This is a genomic window from Olsenella sp. An290 (genome assembly GCF_002159535.1).
In the GTDB taxonomy this organism is placed as follows: Bacteria; Actinomycetota; Coriobacteriia; order Coriobacteriales; family Atopobiaceae; genus Thermophilibacter.
In genome coordinates, this window is record NZ_NFIU01000007.1 from 42,514 (window position 1) to 58,983 (window position 16,470).

General features: G+C 71.7%; 16 protein-coding genes. 2 read left to right on the forward strand and 14 right to left on the reverse strand.

Translation table 11 applies throughout. The annotated features are described in order from the left end of the window. Window positions 1-2: 2 nt before the first annotated feature. The 3 genes from B5F84_RS05610 to B5F84_RS05620 all read right to left on the reverse strand — a co-directional run bounded on the left by B5F84_RS05610 (window position 3) and on the right by B5F84_RS05620 (window position 2,447). Window positions 3-776: a metallophosphoesterase family protein gene (locus B5F84_RS05610; RefSeq protein WP_087321719.1), complete on the reverse strand. Its 774-nt coding sequence runs from the start codon at window positions 774-776 to the stop codon at window positions 3-5. Between the two features lie 175 nt (window positions 777-951). Next, on the reverse strand, window positions 952-1,470 hold the full coding sequence (locus B5F84_RS05615) for a very short patch repair endonuclease (protein WP_239378266.1): 519 nt from the start codon (window positions 1,468-1,470) through the stop codon (window positions 952-954). An 11-nt stretch (window positions 1,471-1,481) separates the two neighbouring features. Next, entirely contained in the window at window positions 1,482-2,447 is a 966-nt protein-coding gene (locus B5F84_RS05620) for a hypothetical protein (RefSeq protein ID WP_087321723.1), read from the reverse strand. 132 nt (window positions 2,448-2,579) lie between these two features. On the opposite strand from B5F84_RS05620, the gene B5F84_RS05625 reads away from it, so the two are divergent. Both B5F84_RS05625 and B5F84_RS05630 read left to right on the forward strand, forming a co-directional pair. Beyond that, on the forward strand, window positions 2,580-3,806 hold the full coding sequence (locus B5F84_RS05625) for an MFS transporter (RefSeq protein ID WP_087321724.1): 1,227 nt from the start codon (window positions 2,580-2,582) through the stop codon (window positions 3,804-3,806). A gap of 505 nt (window positions 3,807-4,311) precedes the next feature. After that, window positions 4,312-5,421 (forward strand): hypothetical protein, encoded by a 1,110-nt coding sequence (locus B5F84_RS05630; protein WP_087321725.1) that lies wholly within the window; start codon window positions 4,312-4,314, stop codon window positions 5,419-5,421. A 252-nt stretch (window positions 5,422-5,673) separates the two neighbouring features. Here B5F84_RS05630 and B5F84_RS05635 read toward each other — a convergent pair whose 3' ends face one another. The 11 genes from B5F84_RS05635 to B5F84_RS05685 form a co-directional block, all read right to left on the reverse strand. After that, entirely contained in the window at window positions 5,674-6,948 is a 1,275-nt protein-coding gene (locus B5F84_RS05635) for an aminotransferase class III-fold pyridoxal phosphate-dependent enzyme (RefSeq protein ID WP_239378272.1), read from the reverse strand. A gap of 12 nt (window positions 6,949-6,960) precedes the next feature. Continuing rightward, the gene (gene argB / locus B5F84_RS05640) at window positions 6,961-7,842 is read right to left on the reverse strand and encodes an acetylglutamate kinase (protein ID WP_087321727.1); all 882 of its coding nucleotides are present in this window, start codon (window positions 7,840-7,842) and stop codon (window positions 6,961-6,963) included. 85 nt (window positions 7,843-7,927) lie between these two features. Then, complete coding sequence (gene argJ, locus B5F84_RS05645) at window positions 7,928-9,220, reverse strand: bifunctional glutamate N-acetyltransferase/amino-acid acetyltransferase ArgJ (protein ID WP_239378273.1); 1,293 nt, start codon at window positions 9,218-9,220, stop codon at window positions 7,928-7,930. 26 nt (window positions 9,221-9,246) lie between these two features. Continuing rightward, on the reverse strand, window positions 9,247-10,323 hold the full coding sequence (gene argC / locus B5F84_RS05650; protein WP_087321729.1) for an N-acetyl-gamma-glutamyl-phosphate reductase: 1,077 nt from the start codon (window positions 10,321-10,323) through the stop codon (window positions 9,247-9,249). 138 nt (window positions 10,324-10,461) lie between these two features. Continuing rightward, complete coding sequence (locus tag B5F84_RS05655) at window positions 10,462-11,043, reverse strand: DJ-1 family glyoxalase III (protein WP_087321731.1); 582 nt, start codon at window positions 11,041-11,043, stop codon at window positions 10,462-10,464. A gap of 71 nt (window positions 11,044-11,114) precedes the next feature. Continuing rightward, on the reverse strand, window positions 11,115-11,573 hold the full coding sequence (locus B5F84_RS05660; RefSeq protein WP_087321733.1) for a PTS sugar transporter subunit IIA: 459 nt from the start codon (window positions 11,571-11,573) through the stop codon (window positions 11,115-11,117). Between the two features lie 194 nt (window positions 11,574-11,767). Then, the gene (gene ruvB / locus B5F84_RS05665) at window positions 11,768-12,823 is read right to left on the reverse strand and encodes a Holliday junction branch migration DNA helicase RuvB (protein WP_087321734.1); all 1,056 of its coding nucleotides are present in this window, start codon (window positions 12,821-12,823) and stop codon (window positions 11,768-11,770) included. Then, on the reverse strand, window positions 12,823-13,461 hold the full coding sequence (gene ruvA, locus B5F84_RS05670) for a Holliday junction branch migration protein RuvA (RefSeq protein ID WP_087321736.1): 639 nt from the start codon (window positions 13,459-13,461) through the stop codon (window positions 12,823-12,825). Before ruvA ends, ruvB begins: the two co-directional genes overlap by 1 nt. Continuing rightward, the gene (gene ruvC / locus B5F84_RS05675; protein WP_087321738.1) at window positions 13,458-13,964 is read right to left on the reverse strand and encodes a crossover junction endodeoxyribonuclease RuvC; all 507 of its coding nucleotides are present in this window, start codon (window positions 13,962-13,964) and stop codon (window positions 13,458-13,460) included. Before ruvC ends, ruvA begins: the two co-directional genes overlap by 4 nt. A gap of 69 nt (window positions 13,965-14,033) precedes the next feature. Beyond that, window positions 14,034-15,908 carry a hypothetical protein gene (locus B5F84_RS05680; protein WP_087321740.1) on the reverse strand — a complete coding sequence of 625 codons (1,875 nt, stop codon included), beginning with the start codon at window positions 15,906-15,908 and terminating at the stop codon, window positions 14,034-14,036. A gap of 125 nt (window positions 15,909-16,033) precedes the next feature. After that, window positions 16,034-16,414, reverse strand: coding sequence for a desulfoferrodoxin (locus tag B5F84_RS05685; protein WP_087321742.1), 381 nt, complete (start codon window positions 16,412-16,414; stop codon window positions 16,034-16,036). Window positions 16,415-16,470 lie beyond the last annotated feature (56 nt).

The window sequence follows — 16,470 nt, forward strand, 5'->3', positions numbered from 1 at the left end:
GGCTACTCGTCCTCCAGAACGGGCTCGTAGAACTCCGCCCCGTCATCGAGGCGCAGCACGAGCACCTGGCCCAGGCCCGCGCCCGCGGCGGCGCAGCAGTCGATGTCCCAGCGGTCCCGTCCCACGCGCACCATGCGGGCACGGCCGTCCTCGCCCAGCGGGGCGCGGTCGAGGTCGTGGGCCATCCCCTCGAGATAGGGCGTCGGGGTGTGGCCGGCCACGATGATGGGGCCCTCCCCGTCGGCGCCGGAAAGGCCGGCGGCGGCCCCCCAGAACTCCTCGCGGATCCAGGTGAGGTCCTCGGGGTCCTGCGCGGAGAGGTAGGCCCGGGCCGCGTCGTCGTCCCAGGCCGGGGGCACCCGGGCGCCCAGGCGCACGCCGGCGTGCGCGAGCAGGTAGAGGCGCTCGCCCGCGCGCGCGACGCTCCAGCGCGGGAGGTCCGCCACCCAGGAGAGGAGCTCGTTGGCCTCGTCGGGGTCCAGCGCGGCCAGCCCCTCGGAGGTGGTCGCGCCGCCGTTCATGCCCCAGTTCATCCCGGCGAGCCCGTCGTCGGGGTCGCTCATGCAGGCCATCATGAGGTCCTCGTGGTTGCCCATGAGGGCGGTCGCGTTGGGGAGCGACCGCACGAGGCGCAGGACGCCCACGGGGTCGGGCCCGCGGTCGATCATGTCGCCCAGGCAGACCACGCGGTCCTGCTCGCCCGGGGAGACGCGGTCGAGCGCGCGCTCCAGGGCGGCGCGGTGGCCGTGCACGTCCGAGAAGACATAGGTTGACATGAGGTCGGTCCTCCAATCGCGTCCCGCCGGGCGGGCCGGGTCCATCTGGGAAAGCCTACACCCTCGGGCCGCTTTGCGCGAGTCCCGGCCGGTCGGGCGGCCGGTCGGGCCGCGGGCGCGGGGGGGGGCGGGCGGCCGCAGGCGTGCCGCGGTCCCGCGAGCCGGCGGCGCGCCCCTAGCCGCGTCGCCGACGGAGCCGAAGCCGGCGCCGCCGCGCCCGGAGCCTCCAGGCGCCGGGGCCGCCGGCCTCTACCACGCGGGCCGGGAGCCTTTCCTCCCCCGCGCGGCGGACAAGGCTCACGACCTCGGCCATCGTGGCCTCGGCGCGCCCGCGCTTGAGCGCGCACTCCCAGATCACCACGACGGTCCAGCCGGCCTCCACCAGAAGCGCGCTGTCGCGCGCGTCGCGCGCGCGGTTGCGGGCGAACTTGGCCTGCCAGAACTCCGAGTGCGTCTTGGGCCGGGAGGGCGAGCAGTGCGGACAGCGGTGCCAGAAGCACCCGTGGACGAAGATCGCCACGCGTCGGCCCGGGAAGCAGACGTCGGGCCTCCCGGGCGCCTTCCTCCAGTGCAGGCGGTACCCCGTGAGGCCCGCCGCGCGCAGGGCCGCGCGCACGCGCAGCTCGGGCTTGGTGTCCTTGCTCCGGTTGGCCTGCATGACGTGGCGCGTGGCCTCCGACGAGGCGACGGGCACCCGGGAGGGCGCTACCACGTAAAGGGCGCGTCGGGCGCGGAGACGGCGCCCTCAAAGTTGACGTCGCCGGTGAACTCGCGCGCGTCCGCCAGGTCGAGCCCCATCGAGAAGAACGCGCGGAGCGCGGACGGCACGCGAGAGCGCGCGTCGCCCCAGAGGTCCCAGAAGCCCTTCTCGCTCCGCTCGTGCGTGAAGGGGTGCTCCCACGCCCTGTGCGCGCGGTTGTCGAAGTCCGACGTCAGCTCCGCCCGGTCCCGGTGCGACATCGCGCACACGAGCGAGAAGGGCGTCCGCCCGCACGCGCGCTCGAGCGTCCCCAGAAGCGCGCGCTTGCGGCCGGAGGGCGAGTCAAAGACGTGCTGGACCAGGCGGAACTCCCGCACGGCGGTCGAGAAGGTCCGCGGGTCGATCGCGCGGTTGTAGGCCCAGAGCGAGATGTAGAAGTAGACCTTGTCGACGGCCGCCAGGACCTCGCGGCTCGCGGAGAGGGTGCGGGCGTGCGGCCGGTAGGAGCGCACGGTCTGCCCCGTGATCGTGAAGAGCACCATCTCGTCGAGGTCGCGCTCGATCTCGGCGTGGACCCTCGAGCCCGCCCGCTCGTCGAGCCCCGGGACGCCCGCGGAGCAGATGCCGTGCTGCCAGGCGTAGACGAAGGGGTGCATCGTGGAGTCGAGCAGCCAGTGGCAGACGAACCCCGCGACGTAGGCGCGCGCGAGGGCGCGCTCGCGGCCCTCGAGCCCGGCGACGGCCTCGCGCATGGCCAGCATGAGAAGGGCGGGGCGGGCGTCGTGCATCGCGTTGCCGAGCGGCGACCACTTGCGCATGAGCGGGTCGATGACCAGGTAGAAGAGCGGGTCGGGACCCTGGTTGCCCAGAAGGAACGCGTCCTTCTCGTCATCGGTGGTGAGACCCAGCACGTCGGAGGCGTCGTCGAAGACGTCTCGGCCAAAGAGGTCGTGCGTGAGGATTGCAGGCATGGCCGCCCTTTCGTCGAAGGTGCTCCTCCGATTATGCCACGGACGCGAGGGGTGCCCGGCCACTTCCTGCGTTACGTAAGGCGTCGGGTCGCCTACCATAGAGGCGTTGTGGCATCGCGGGAAAGGAAGCCCATGGCGCATCAGAAAATGACCAAGGCCGAGAAGAGCTGGATCGTCTACGACGTGGGCAACTCCGCGCTCGTCCTTCTCGCCACGAGCGTCATCCCGATCTACTTCTCCTCGCTCTCGCCGGAGGGCGGCGTGGTGGTGGCCTGGAGCTACGCCGAGACGGTGGCGTCTTTGATTATCGCGCTGCTCATGCCCGTCCTGGGCTCGATCGCGGACATGCAGGGCATGAAGAAGAAGTTCATCGTGGGGTGCGTGGGCACGGGCGTCGTGGCCACGGTGGCGCTCGGCTTTGTGACCACGGCGCTGGCGTTTCTGGTGATCTACGTGGTCTCGTCGGTGGCCCTCAACTCCTCGATGGTCTTCTACGACGCGCTCCTGGTGGACACCACCACGGACGACCGCATGGACGAGATCTCCTCGGCCGGCTACGCCTGGGGCTACATCGGCAGCTGCGTGCCCTTCATCGCGTGCCTGGGCGTGGTCCTGGGCTACGAGGCGCTGGGGATCACCCTGCAGACCGCCATGCAGATCGCGTTTTTGATCACCGGTCTGTGGTGGGCCGCCTTCACCGTGCCGCTGCTGCGCAACGTGAGGCAGCTCCACTACAAGCCGCGCGAGCCGCACGCCGTCTCCCGCGCCGTCCGCGGGCTTGCGGGGACCCTGCGCGAGATCTGGGCGAACCGCGCCATCCGCTACTACATGATCGCGTACTTCTTCTACATCGACGGCGTCCACACCATCATCAAGCTCTCCACGAGCTACGGCACCGAGCTCGGGATCGACTCCACGCAGCTCGTGCTTGCGCTCCTGGTGACGCAGTTCGTGGCGTTTCCCTCGGCGATCATCTACGGGCGCCTCTCGTCCCGCTACGGCACGCGCCGGATGCTCCTGATCGCGATCGCCGCGTACTTTGGCATCACGCTCTTCGCCGCGTTCTTCCTGCGCTCGGCGGCCGAGTTCTGGTTCCTGGCGATCCTCGTGGGCATGTTCCAGGGCGGCATCCAGGCGCTCTCGCGCAGCGAGTTCGGAAAGCTCTGCCCCAAGGAGCGCGCCAACGAGTACTTTGGCTTCTTCGACATCTTTGGCAAGTACGCCGCGATCCTGGGCACCTTCCTCGTGGGCACGTTCACCGCGCTCACCGGCAACTCGAGCATCGGCGTGCTCTCGATCGCGGTGCTCTTTGTCGTGGGCTTCTTCGCGATGACCCGCGTGCCGGAGCGCACGGCGTAAGGGCGGCTCTTGGCGGCAGCGGGCCGGGCGGCTCTGGGCGCGTGGCACGCGTAACGCCACTTTTTCGGACATCCCCGTTTACGTATCCCCCTGAGGATGCGTAAACGGGGATTTCCCATCAAAATGCACGGTTTTCTCGCGCTACGCATCCGGTAGTTTGAAATTTATCACGCGCAAACCAGAATGTCCGACAATCCTCGTTTACGTATGCAGCACCCCCCCGCGCGGGCGAGAAGAACCCGCAGGTCCCTGTGAGGACGGCAAAGCGCGCGTCTCCCCCGATGACCCGGCGCGACCGTGCGCCCGAGATGCAGGTCGTGTGGAGACGCGCACGCTTTGCGATCGCGAGCGCTCGGGCCGCGTTCTTCTCGCCCGCGTCCCACCTCGCCGATGGCGCGCGGGCGGCTCACGGCCGAAAGCCATGCGCCCGCGCCCGGTCACCGGGGCGGAAGCCGTGTGAGCCCCTCGTCTGCTAGCCTCCGGCCACCGGGAGGAAAGGGGGGCCATGGACATCTTCCTCGCACACGAGGATTCGCTCAAGCTGTTGCGCCACGCCCGAAGGGAGGGCGGCCTCGCGCTGGTCAGGGCCGGACCGCGCGAGCTCGGCCGCGACCACGGGCACATCGACGCGCGCACCCTGGCCCGCGCTCTTCCCGAGGGGCTCCTCGCGCCCTCGCGCGCGCATCCCGTCTCCCTGCGCTTCTGGGACGACGCGTCCCGGAGCCAGTGCGCCACCGTCCGGTCCATCCCCAACCTCGGCCGACTGCCGGACGGCTCGTACCTGGAGGTCGTCCGGACCACGGGTGACCCGCTCTCTCCCGAGGGCGACGAGCCCGCGCGCGTCTTCGTCGAGTCGCCCGGGCTCTCGCTTCTGAGCGCCGCCCAGACCCTCGGGCGCATGGTGCGCGCGAGGCGCCTCACCAGAAGCGCAGCGATCGTCCGTCTGAGCGGATTTCTCATGGAGCTCTGCGGCTCCTACGCGCGCGACCCCCACCATCCCGCGTCGGGCGAGGTCCTCTACGACCTTGCCCCCGTCTCTTCCGTCACCGAGGTCGCGTCCTTTCTCGCGTCCGCCCACGGCCTCCACGGCCGCACGCTCGCGCAGATGGCGGCGGGATACGCCAACGACGGGTCGGGCTCGGCCATGGAAACGCTGTGGTACCACGTCTTCTGCCTGCCCCCGCGCCTCGGCGGCCTGCACCTCAGGCGCCCCCTCCAGAACGTTCCCCTCGCGTGGCCGGCGGAGGTGAGCGAGCTCGTCAGCCACCAGACCATGCGCCCGGACTTCTACTGGGCGGCCTACCACGCGGCCTGCGAACATCAGGGGAAGGACCATACGAGCGAGAAAGCGCTCGCCGAGGACTGCGACCGGGCGCGGGACTACGAGCTGTGCGGGATCGACTACTTCCCCGTGACCAAAAAGGACGCGCGCAGCGAGCGGTCCGTCCGGGCGTTTCTCGCCCAGCTCGTCGGGAAGTTCGCGCCGTACGAGGGCGCGTCGTTTCTGCGGAGGAAGCGCCGGTGCCTCAACGACCCCGACGCCAGCGCGGCGCGCGGCGTCCTTCTCTCCCTGCTCCGCCCGGCGTCGTGGCGCTGGCAGGAGCAGGATGCGTAATCGGCGATTACAGAAACTCGGGTTTACGCGTTCTTCTCGTCATGCGTAACTTGGGATTTGGGGGCATTTGTCACCCTTTTCCGAAGCTACGCATCCGGTAGTTTGAAGTTTTCCATGCGTAAACCGGAATGTCCGACAATCCCCGTTTACGTATGGCGCAGGCCCCGCCGGGCGAGAAGAACGCGCAGGCCCCGCCCCGCGAGAAGGACGCGGGCCCGGGCGCCGCGCGGGGCGTCCGGGCCCGGCGGCGGGCTACGCCAGGCGCTCGATCAGGGCGGCGAGGCGGTCGCAGGCCTCGTCGACCTCCGCGCGGGTGATCACGAGCGGCGGGAGGAAGCGCAGGATGGAGTCGCCGATGTGGTTGAGCACGAGGCCGGCGGCAAGGCCCTCCTCCACGAGCGCGGAAGCGATCGGCACGTCGAGCTGGGCGCCGCGCATGAGGCCGTGCCCGCGCACCTCGACGACGTGCGGCAGCGTCGAGAGGCGGTGGCGCAGGTGGCGCCCCACGGACAGCACGTGCTCTCCGATCCCGAGCTCGGCAAGCGCGCTCACGCAGGCGAGGCCCGCCGCGCAGGCGAGCGGGCTGCCGCCGAAGGTGGAGCCGTGGTCGCCCGGAGCGAGCAGGTCGGCCGCCTCGGCGCGCGCGGCGACGGCGCCCATGGGGAAGCCGTCGGCGATGCCCTTGGCCATGGAGACCACGTCCGGCTCGATCCCGGAGCGCTGGAAGCAGAACGGCGAGCCGCAGCGGTAAAAGCCCGTCTGGACCTCGTCGCACATGAGGAGGATTCCCCTCTCGTCGCAGAGCTCGCGCACGTCGCGCAGGTAGTCGTACTCGGCGTTCCAGACGCCGCCCTCCCCCTGCACGCACTCGAGCATGACGGCGCACACCCCGCCGCGCTCCACGCGCTCGCGCAGCGCGTAGATGTCGTTCAGCGCCACGGACTCGAAGCCCTCCGGCAGCGGCCGGAAGCTCCGGTGGAACTTGTCCTGCCCCGTCGCCGCGAGCGTCGCCAGGGTGCGGCCGTGAAAGCTCTGGCGCGCGGTCACGATGACGTGCGCGCCGTCGAGGCGCCGCTCGCCCCAGCGGCGGGCCACCTTGATCGCGCCCTCGTTGGCCTCGGCGCCGGAGTTGGAGAAGAAGGTCTTCCAGCGGGTGCCCGTGGAGCCCATGACGTGCCCGCCCTCGTCGGTGGTGGTGGAGAGCAGCGTGGAGAGCGCGGCCGCAAGGCGGGTGCGCTTCTCGTCATAGAAGTAGTTGCCGGTCTGCCAGACGCGGCCGAGCTGCCCCTGGATGGCGTCGGACACGATGGGGTTGGCGTGCCCGAGGCTCGTGCAGCCGATCCCGCCGAGCAGGTCGAGGTACTCCCTGCCGGTGGAGTCGACGAGCGTGGCGTCGTGTCCGGAGACAAACTCGACGGGCAGCCGCGCGTAGGTGGGCATGACGTAGGCGGCGTCCGCCTCGGCGACGCGCGGATCGACGGTCGAGAAGGACGGGGTCGTGTCGGGGGCCTTCTGGTCAGCGAGCATGTGAGCTCCTCTCTAGGCGTTGTCCTGCGTGAACATGGTGCCGCAGCCGGCGTCCGTGAAGATCTCCAGGAGCAGCGAGTGCGGGAAGGTGCCGTTCAAGATGACGACCTCGGAGACGCCCGCGTCGAGGGCCTCCGCGATCGAGCGGATCTTGGGGATCATGCCGCCGTCGAGCGTGCCGGACTCCAGAAGCTCGTGGGTCTCCGCGCGCGTGAGGCTCTGGATGAGGGTCCCCTCGTCGCGCACGTCCTCGTAGAGGCCGTCCACGTCCGTGAGGTAGATGAGCTTGTCGGCGCCCATGGCCTCGGCGACCTTGCCGGCCGCCACGTCGGCGTTGATGTTGTAGAAGCCGTCCGGCCCGCAGCCCACGCTCGCGATCACGGGGATGTAGCCGTCCGACAGGATGGTCTCGATGAGGCTCGGGTCGACGGCGCGCACGCGCCCCACGCGCCCGAGCTCGGGGTCGATGGGGGCCGCCTTGAGCGTCTTGCCGTCGGCGCCGGAGATGCCGACGGCGTTGTGGCCGTACTCGTTGAGCGCCCAGACGAGCTCCTGGCTCACCTTGCCCACGAGCACCTCGCGCACGGCCTCCATCATGGCGTCGTCGGTGACGCGCAGGCCGTCCTTGAACGTGACGGGCAGGCCCAGCGCGCGCACGTGGGCGTTGATGGCCTTGCCTCCCCCGTGGACGAGCACCACGCGGATGCCCATGAGCTTGAGGAGCTCGATGTCGGCCACCACCTGGCGGCAGAGCTCCGGGTCCTCCATGGCGGAGCCCCCGTACTTGATGACGAAGGTCCTCCCCCGCATGCGGTTGATCCAGGGGAGCGCCTCCATGAGGACGTCCACCTTGGACGCCGCGCGGTCGCGCTCGAGCCGGTCGCGGGTCTGCATAGCTTCCTCCTAGCTGGCGAGAAGAACGAGGGGCAGGTGCGGCCGGCGCCCGAGGCGGGCCCGGCCCAAGGAGACGGCGCCCGCCCTAGGTGCGGTAGTCCCCGTTGATGGTCACGTAGTCGTGGGTGAGGTCGCAGGTCCAGACGCGCGTGGCGCACGTCCCCGTCCCCAGGTCCACCGTGATGTCGATCTCCGGCGCCTCGAAGCGGCGCAGCATGTCCTCCTCGTCCATGGGGACGGTGAGGCCCGCGCGGCACACGGGCACGCCCATGAAGTCGATGTCCACGCGGGCCTGGTCAAAGATGACGCCGCACTTGCCGGCGGCGGCCGCCACGCGGCCCCAGTTGGCGTCGTGGCCGAAGATCGCGGTCTTCACGAGCGGCGAGTTGGCGATCGCGCGGGCGACCGCGTCGGCGTCCGAGGGGCTCGCGGCGCCCGTCACGTTCACCGTCACGAGCTTGGTCGCGCCCTCGCCGTCCGCGGCGATCTTGCGTGCGAGCTCCGCGCAGGCCCCCTTGACGGCGGCCGCCACGGCCGGGAAGGCGGGCGAGTCCGGGCCGATCGGCTCTCCGCCGGCCGCGCCCGTGGCAAAGAGCAGGGCGGTGTCGTTGGTGGAGGTGTCGGAGTCGACGGTCACCTTGTTGAAGCTGTCGCGCACCGCAAGGACGAGCGCCAGGCGCGCGGCCTCCGAGGTGAGCGGGGCGTCCGTTGCGAGCACGGCGAGCATCGTGGCCATGTTGGGCTGGATCATGCCAGAGCCCTTGACGAAGCCGCCCACGTGGACCGTGACCTTTCCGCCGCGGCCGTCGGGGACGCGCCCCTCAAGGGCGACCTCCTTGGGGCGGGTGTCGGTGGTCATGACGGCACAGGCCGCGTCGTGGGCATGCGCGGCGTCGGCGCCGAGGGCGGCCACGGCCGCCGGGACCCCGGACTCATAGGGGGCGAGCGGCAGCGGGACGCCGATCACGCCCGTGGAGGCCACGAGGACCTCCTCGGGGTCGCAGCCGAGCTCCGCGGCCACGAGCTCGGTCGAGCGACGGGCCACGGCCAGGCCCGGCTCGCCCGTCGCCGCATTGGCGTTGCCGGAATTGAGGACCACCGCGCGGGCGCGGGCGTTCGCGCGCAGGGCGCGCTCGCGCGAGACGGTCACGGGAGCCGCGCAGAAGCGGTTGGTCGTGAAGGTGCCGGCTACAGGGCACGTCCCGTCGGCCACGACGAGCGCCAGGTCAAGCCGGTTGGGGTTCTTCCGAAAGCCCGCCGAGACGCCGGCGGCGCGGATGCCGGAGGCCGCGCAGACGCCTCCGTCGCAGGGCATGAAGCCGAAGGCCTCCGGCGCGTCGGGCGCGGCCGGGACCTCAAGCGGTGCAAAATCACTCATGGGGTTCTTCTCCGTTGGTCGGGGTCCTAGACGAGAGGCGCCGGGGCGAGAAGCCCGGCCGTCTCGGGAAGCCCCAGCACGACGTTGGCGCACTGGACGGCCTGGGCAGCCGCTCCCTTCCCGAGGTTGTCGATCGCGCACGAGGCGACGATCGTGCGTCGTCGTCGGTCGTCGAGGGCCACGCCCACCTGGGCGCGCGCCGTCCCAAAGACGGAGGAGGTCGCGGGCATGGAGCCTGCGGGGAGCGCCGTCACGAGCGGCTCGCCCGCGTACGCGCGCTCATAGGCCGCCTGCACGTCGGCGGCGGTGACGCCCGGGGCGGCCTCGAGGTAGACGGTGGAGAGGAGCCCGCGGGTGAGCGGGGCCAGGTGAGGCGTGAAGACCACGGACATCTCGCGGCCCGCCACCTCGGTGAGGGTCTGCTCGATCTCCGGGGTGTGGCGGTGATGACCCACGCCGTATGCCTCGACGGACTCGTTGGCGTGGCAGAAGTGCGTGCGGGCGGTCGCGGAGCGGCCGGCGCCGGAGACGCCCGAGATGGCGTCGGCGATCACGAGGTCGCCGGTCGCAAGACCGGCCGCGAGCGCGGGCGCGGCGGCGAGGGCCGTTGCCGTGGGGTAGCAGCCCGGCACGGCCACGAGCACGGCCTCGCCGGCGGCGCGGCGCGCGGCGAGGGCGGCAAGGCCCGCGCGGTTGAGCTCGGGCAGGCCGTAGACGGTGCTCGAGAGGAGCTCGGGGCTCGTGTGCGGCGTGGAATACCACGCCTCGTAGACCGCCGGGTCATGGAGGCGGTAGTCGGCGGAGAGGTCGAGCACCGTCACGCCGCGGGAGAGGAGCTCGGGCGTGAGCGCGAGGCTCGCCGTGTGCGGGACCGCGAGGAACGCGACGTCTGCCACGGCGGCGATGGCGTCGGGCTCGGGAAGCGAGAGCTCGAGGTCCGAGGCGCCCGCAAAGGACGGGTAGACGGCGTCGAGCCGGGTCCCGGCCTGCTTGCGGTCCGTGGCCATGACGAGCTCGAGGTCCGGGTGGCCCATGACGAGGCGGCAGGCCTCGATGCCCGCGTACCCCGTTGCCCCCACGACACATGCCCGGATCTTGCCCATGACCGCTCCCTTCAGTCGCACGACAGGGATAGTGTCGCACCGCTCGCGCCCCCCACGCCCCGCAGGAGGAAATCCGACACGCACCGGATACAGTCCCCTGGCCTTCGAGGCAACGGGCTGGCGGCCTCGTCGCCCCCGTCAGCGGAGCACGACGCCCGCGCGAACGCGCTCGACGGCCTCGTCGCCGAGGAAGTGGCGGACGATCTCCAGGCCAAAGGCCATCGCCGTGCCGGCGCCCTGGCTCGTGATGAACGGGCCGTCAACGACAACGGGCTCGTCGGCAGCGAGCTCGGCGCCGCGCTCGGCGAGCACGTGCTGGAACCCGGGGTTGGACGTGGCGCGCCGCCCCGTAAGGAGGCCGAGCTCGGCCAGGATCGAGGGCGCCGCGCAGATGGCGGCGAGCGGCCGGCCGCGCTCGGCGAAGGAGCGGAGCGCCGCGCAGAGCGGCTCGGTCGCCCTCAGGTTGGGGGTGCCGGGGATGCCGCCCGGCAGGACGAGCATGTCATAGGCGTCGAAGTCAAAGTCCTCGTCGGCGATCGAGCGATCGCAGACGATGGTCACCTCGTGCGAGGAGGTGACCTGGCGCTCGGGCGTCACCGCCACGGTGTCGCACGGAATCCCCGCGCGGAAGAGCAGGTCGACGACCGTGAGGCCCTCGATCTCCTCGAGCCCCGGCGCACAGAAGACGGCCACCCGGCTCTGGGTCTCCTGCCTGAACATACGCTACCTCCCTCTGCAACGGGGCCCTGCCGGCCACGGCCGGCAGGGCCCTCGGGACAAGACAGGACGGCCTAGTCCTCGTTGAGGCCGGCGTTGATCGCGTCGGCGATGGCCTGCGGGTCGTCCGTGCCGTGGACGAGGTTCTTGAACTCGTCCCTCATGAGCAGCACGGCGGTCTTGGACAGCAGCTTGATGTGCGTCGACGCCACGTCGGAGTCCGGCACGAGCAGCGCGATGGCCACGTCGACGGGCTTCTCGTCGAAGCTCGGCCACTCGATCGGCCGGTCGTTCTTGACCACGATGACGATGGCGTCCCTGATGGCGGCGGACTTGGCGTGCGGCACGGCAAAGCCGTCGGTCATGCCGGTCTCGCCCATGGCCTCGCGGGCCAGAAACGCCTCGTAGGCCGTATCGGCGTCGTCGACGGCACCAAGCTCGGCGGCCTTGTCGCAGATGAAGCGCAGGACCTCCTCCCGCGTGCCGATGCTCTGCTTGACGAAGACGTTCTCTGCCCTGACGAAGTCGCTCACGTGAGCCTCCTTTTTTGTTCGCGTGCGGCGGGGTCCCGGCAGACCCGCCTCACGCCCATGATAGCGGTAATGGGTGCCAGGCGCCGGGACGAGGGGTCAGGAGAGGCGCCTCGCCCTCAGGGTTGCGGCCGTCGCGCCCCACGGCGCGCCGCCTCGCCCCTCGCCCCATGGCCCGCGCGGGGCCGGCGCTGCCTCTAGCGCGAGGGAGGCTCCATCCCCAGGTGGTCGAAGGCGGCGAGCGTGGCCTGGCGGCCCTGCGGCGTGCGCACGATGAGGCCGCGCTGCAAGAGGTACGGCTCGTAGACGTCCTCGAGCGTGGAGGGGTCCTCGGAGACGGCGCTCGCCACCGTGGTGAGCCCCACCGGACGGCCGCGGAAGGTGCTGCAGAGCGCGGTGAGGATGCGCACGTCCATGGTGTCGAGGCCCATGGCGTCGATCTCGAAGAACTCAAGCGCCTCGGCGGCCACCTCCCAGGTGATCGTGCCCTCGCGCTTGACCTGCGCGTAGTCGCGCACGCGCTTGAGCAGGCGGTTGGCCAGGCGCGGCGTGCCGCGCGAGCGCGAGGCGATCTCGGAGGCGCCCTGCTCGTCTATCTCCACGCCGAGGATGTGCGCCGAGCGGCTCACGATGACGGCGAGCTCGGCGGTCGTGTAGTAGTCCAGCCGGTACGAGATGCCAAAGCGGTCGCGCAGGGGCCCCGTGAGCAGGCCCGTGCGCGTGGTGGCGCCCACGAGCGTAAAACGCGGGACGTCGATCCTGATGGAGCGGGCGGCCGGCCCCTTGCCGATCACGATGTCCAGGAAGAAGTCCTCCATCGCCGGGTAGAGGATCTCCTCGATCTGGTGGTTGAGGCGGTGTATCTCGTCCACGAAGAGGACGTCGCCCTCCTCGAGGTTGGTGAGGATGGCCGCGAGGTCGCCCGCGCGCTCGATGGCCGGGCCCGAGGTGGTGTGCATCTTCGCGCCCATCTCGTTGGCCACGATGCCCGCAAGCGTGGTCTTGCCGAGGCCCGGGGGACCCGAGAAGATCACGTGGTCGAGGGACTCCCCGCGGTCGCGCGCGGCCTGGATGAGGACGCGCAGGTTCTCGCGGACGCGCTCCTGCCCGATGTACTCGTCGAGCGTGCGCGGCCGGAGGGTGCGGTCCTGGTCGAGGTCGTCGGCGGTGAGCTCGCCCGAGACCTCGCGCGGCCCGGCGGGCCGGGCGGGCGCGGGCGTGGCGAAGAGGTCCTTCTCGCTCGCCTCCCACATCAGCGACCACTCCCCAGGCGGCGGAGCGCGTAGGCGATGACCTGCTCGATGGTATGGGCGCCGGCCTCCGCGTGCCCCTCGAGCGCGAGCTCCGCCTCCTGGGAGGTGAAGCCCATGGAGAGGAGCGCCTCGGCGGCCTCGGACTCAACGCCCGCGCCCGGGGCGCCCGGCGCGGAGGGCACCGGCCCCGCCTCCGGCTCGCTCAGCCCCACAAGGCCCCTGAGCTCGGCGTTCTTTGAGAACACGTCGGAGAGCTCGACGATGAGGCGGCTCGCCTTCTTGCGGCCCACGCCCGGCACCTGGGCCATGCGGGCCACGTCCTGCGTGGTCACCACCTGCGCCAGGGTGGCGGGGGTGAAGGTGGAGAGCGCGGCGAGGGCGAGCTTGGACCCCACGCCGGAGATCGCGCGAAGCTGGTCGAAGAGCGCCCGCTCCTCGCGCGAGGAGAAGCCGTAGAGCTCCATGGAGCCGTCGCGCACCACCATGCGGGCGAGCAGCGTGACGCCGGCCTCGCCCGGGTGGGGCAGCGACGCCGCCGTGGTCGACGAGACGCCGAGCTCAAAGGCGACGCCCCCCACGTCGAGCACCACGTACGAGGGCATCACCTCGAGGAGCGTGCCGGTTAGCTGGACAATCACGTGAGGACCCTCCTTGCCTCGCCGAGGCTTCTGGTTCTGACGACGTTAGCATGGCACACCGCGGCGGCGAGCGCGTCGGCGGCGTGGTCCGGGCGCGGGTCGTGGTCAAGCGCGAGGACGTTTCTCACCATGTAGATGACCTGGCGCTTGTCCGCCGCGCCCGTGCCCACCACGGCCTGCTTGATCTGCATGGGCGTGTACTCCCCCACCGCGAGCCCGGCCGTCGAGCACGCCACGATGGCCGCCCCGCGCGCCTGCGCGGTGGCGATGGCGGACTTGGTGTTCTCCCCGAAGAAGATGCTCTCTATCGCGAGCTCCGTGGGGCCGTACTTCTCGATCACGCGCCGAAGCTCCGCGTAGATGCGGCCCAGGCGCAGGTCGATGGGCTCGGACGCGACGGTGGTGACGCAGCCGTACGCCCGCGCGCGACAGACGGAGCCCCGCGTCTCCACGACGCCCCAGCCCGTGTGGGCAAGGCCCGGGTCTATCCCAAGAACGACCATGTCACCCCCTCCCGCGTCCGTACTAGAACGTTCGTTCTATCATAGCACGAAGCGGGGGCGCGGCAAGGCTCAGTTCTCGGAGAAGGGGCCGTCCCAGAGCGGGCGGGGGGCATCCGGGCCCGCGCCGTCCCCGGGCGCGCCCGGGGGCTCGGGGTCGGCCGCGCCCCCAAGCGACGAGAAGCCCCCGTCCTGGGCAAAGTCGCGCAGGTACCCCAGGAGGTCTCGGACCTCGCGCTCCCGCTCGAGCTCCTCGACGGCGCGCGCCGCGACGTCCGGGGCCTGCTCGGGCGCCCCCTCGCCGATCGTGACCGCGGACATGCGGGCGAGCGCCTCGGCGACCTCGGAGGCGGCGCGCTCCACGTCCGGGCGGACGCGGTCGCGCCAGGCGAGCCCGATGGGGCCGCGCGCCTCGCCGATCGTCCGCGAGGAGACCACGATGGGACGGCCGGCGCCGCCGCGCAGCGCGTCGGCGTCGTGCACGCGCGTGGCAATGGCCTCGATGGCCGCGGCGTGACCGCGCTCGGCGGCGATGTCGGAGATGGGCGTCTCCCACTCGAGGTAGCTCGAGAGCACGAGGTCGACGAACTCGAGGCGCGCCTCGGCCGAGGGGAGGTCGACCTCAAGCCCCTCGACGGGCAGGGTCGAGCCCGTCGCGAGCGCGGCCTCGGAGATGACGGGGGAGATGGTGTTGCGCAGCCGCGCGAGCGCGACGACGTCGGAGCGGTAGAGGTCCCCGAGGGGCTGCACCGCCGCGGCGCAGACGTCCGGGGCGCCGCCGAGCGCGAGGGCGGTCTTGTCGACCGACCCGAGCGCGACGGCGCCCGTCCGGCGCGCGAGGGAGGCGAGGCGCGCCTCGGCGAGGTCGTGCGCGAGCGCCTGGTCCTTCTCGGCCTCCGCCACGAGGTCGACGCGCTCGACGTTGCCCTCCGGGAGGCGAAGCGAGCGCACGAGCGCCTCCGCCGCGGCATCGAGGGAGGCGTCGCCCGTGCGGGGCACGAGCGCGCGGACGCGGGTCGGGCCGAGGGCGTCGGTGGCGAGCGTCGCCACGAGCAGCGAGGGAAGCCGGCCGTCTACGACGACGCAGGCGTCCCGGCCGCCCTCGCAGACCGCCTCGACGCCCAGGGAGAGCGCGCCCCACGCCATGAGCGGCGCGTCGAAGACCTCCAGGGGGAGCGCCTCGGCGAGCGGGCCCTCGGCCGAGGGGTCGAGGTCGCAGACGAGCAGGGCCTCCTCAAGGCTCGGGGCCTGGGCGGCAAGCTCGCCCCAGGGCGCGAGGACGAAGCTCGACCCGCAGAAGACCTGCGCGTCATAGCTGCCCAGCGCGCCCACGCCCACGATCCAGGCGCCCGTCGCCTCGGCGTCCGCGAGGAAGCGGCCGTCGGCGAGCGAGCTGCCGAGGGCGCTCGAGACGTCGTCGGTCGCAAAGCCGTAGCCGGAAAGGAAGACGATCACGTCGACGTCGTACTCGTAGTCGTCGTAGTCGTCAAGGTCCTCGTAGGTGAAGGCCACGCCGAGGCGGGCGCCGGCGAACTCCACCTCCGGGAGGGGACGGCCCTCGGGCTCCCCGGGGGCGTCGGCGCCCTCTTCGGCGCGGGCCCTGGCGCGGGCCGCCTCGAGGTAGGCGGCCAGGCGCACCGGGACGACGCCCCCCTCGGAGAAGAGCAGCGCCTCCGGCAGCGTGGCCCCGCCGACGTCCGCGAGCACCGGCACGAGGCAGGGGCAGGCGAGCTCGTCGACGAGGCCCATGAGGCAGCCCGCAAGATCGAGGAGGAACCCCTCGCGGTCCGCGGGCGCCGCGGGCGCCGCGCCGCACAGCACGGGGGCCGGGAAGACGAGCAGGTCGACGCCCCGCTCGGCCGCCCGGCGGGACTGCTCCGCCATGCGGGCCGCCGTGGCGGAGAAGTCCCCCGCGTGCGATGTCATCTGGGCAATTGCAATCCTCATGCGCGCTCCCCCCATCTGGTCCCCCCATTGTGCCACACGCCGCGGGAGCGGCCGTGACGCGCCACGCACGGGCGGCGGGCCCCGGTCGCCCGAGACCCGCCGCCCCCGTGCCCTGGCGCGTCACGCTAGAGCTCGGCCTTCCAGAGGCCGTGAAGGTTGCAGTAGGCGTAGACGGTGCCGCCCTCGCAGCAGCAGGCGCCGAAGGTCGCCCTGGGCTCCTCGCCCGGCTTCAGGTGCTTGAGGCAGAGCTTGCCGTCGGTGACCAGGGCAACCCACTCGATGAAGTGCTCCTCGGTCATGGGGTGGGCGACCTCGCCCACGGTCACGACGAGGTGGTTGCCGTCCTTCTCGGCCACCGGGACGTGCTTTTCCGTCGCGGCGTCGGTGGAGCCTGCCACGAGCAGCTCCATGGGCTCGCCGCAGCAGCTCGGGGTGACGCCGCCGTCCTTGACGACGGCGACGATGTTGCCGCAGTGATTGCAGCGGTAGAACTTGACCTCGGCCATGGCTGGGTCCTCTCTCAAGGGGTCGGGCGCCCTCTGCGCCCGTTGCCTCTCTCATA

What these genes read in the sequence shown, in the direction of transcription:
- B5F84_RS05680 (WP_087321740.1), bottom strand. Translation starts at nt 15,908, where the DNA reads ATGAGGATTGCAATTGCCCAGATGACATCGCACGCGGGGGACTTCTCC.
- B5F84_RS05610 (WP_087321719.1), bottom strand. Translation starts at nt 776, where the DNA reads ATGTCAACCTATGTCTTCTCGGACGTGCACGGCCACCGCGCCGCCCTG.
- argC (WP_087321729.1), bottom strand. Translation starts at nt 10,323, where the DNA reads ATGGGCAAGATCCGGGCATGTGTCGTGGGGGCAACGGGGTACGCGGGC.
- argJ (WP_239378273.1), bottom strand. Translation starts at nt 9,220, where the DNA reads ATGAGTGATTTTGCACCGCTTGAGGTCCCGGCCGCGCCCGACGCGCCG.
- B5F84_RS05620 (WP_087321723.1), bottom strand. Translation starts at nt 2,447, where the DNA reads ATGCCTGCAATCCTCACGCACGACCTCTTTGGCCGAGACGTCTTCGAC.
- B5F84_RS05630 (WP_087321725.1), top strand. Translation starts at nt 4,312, where the DNA reads ATGGACATCTTCCTCGCACACGAGGATTCGCTCAAGCTGTTGCGCCAC.
- ruvC (WP_087321738.1), bottom strand. Translation starts at nt 13,964, where the DNA reads ATGGTCGTTCTTGGGATAGACCCGGGCCTTGCCCACACGGGCTGGGGC.
- argB (WP_087321727.1), bottom strand. Translation starts at nt 7,842, where the DNA reads ATGCAGACCCGCGACCGGCTCGAGCGCGACCGCGCGGCGTCCAAGGTG.
- ruvB (WP_087321734.1), bottom strand. Translation starts at nt 12,823, where the DNA reads ATGTGGGAGGCGAGCGAGAAGGACCTCTTCGCCACGCCCGCGCCCGCC.
- B5F84_RS05685 (WP_087321742.1), bottom strand. Translation starts at nt 16,414, where the DNA reads ATGGCCGAGGTCAAGTTCTACCGCTGCAATCACTGCGGCAACATCGTC.
- B5F84_RS05655 (WP_087321731.1), bottom strand. Translation starts at nt 11,043, where the DNA reads ATGTTCAGGCAGGAGACCCAGAGCCGGGTGGCCGTCTTCTGTGCGCCG.
- B5F84_RS05625 (WP_087321724.1), top strand. Translation starts at nt 2,580, where the DNA reads ATGGCGCATCAGAAAATGACCAAGGCCGAGAAGAGCTGGATCGTCTAC.
- B5F84_RS05635 (WP_239378272.1), bottom strand. Translation starts at nt 6,948, where the DNA reads ATGCTCGCTGACCAGAAGGCCCCCGACACGACCCCGTCCTTCTCGACC.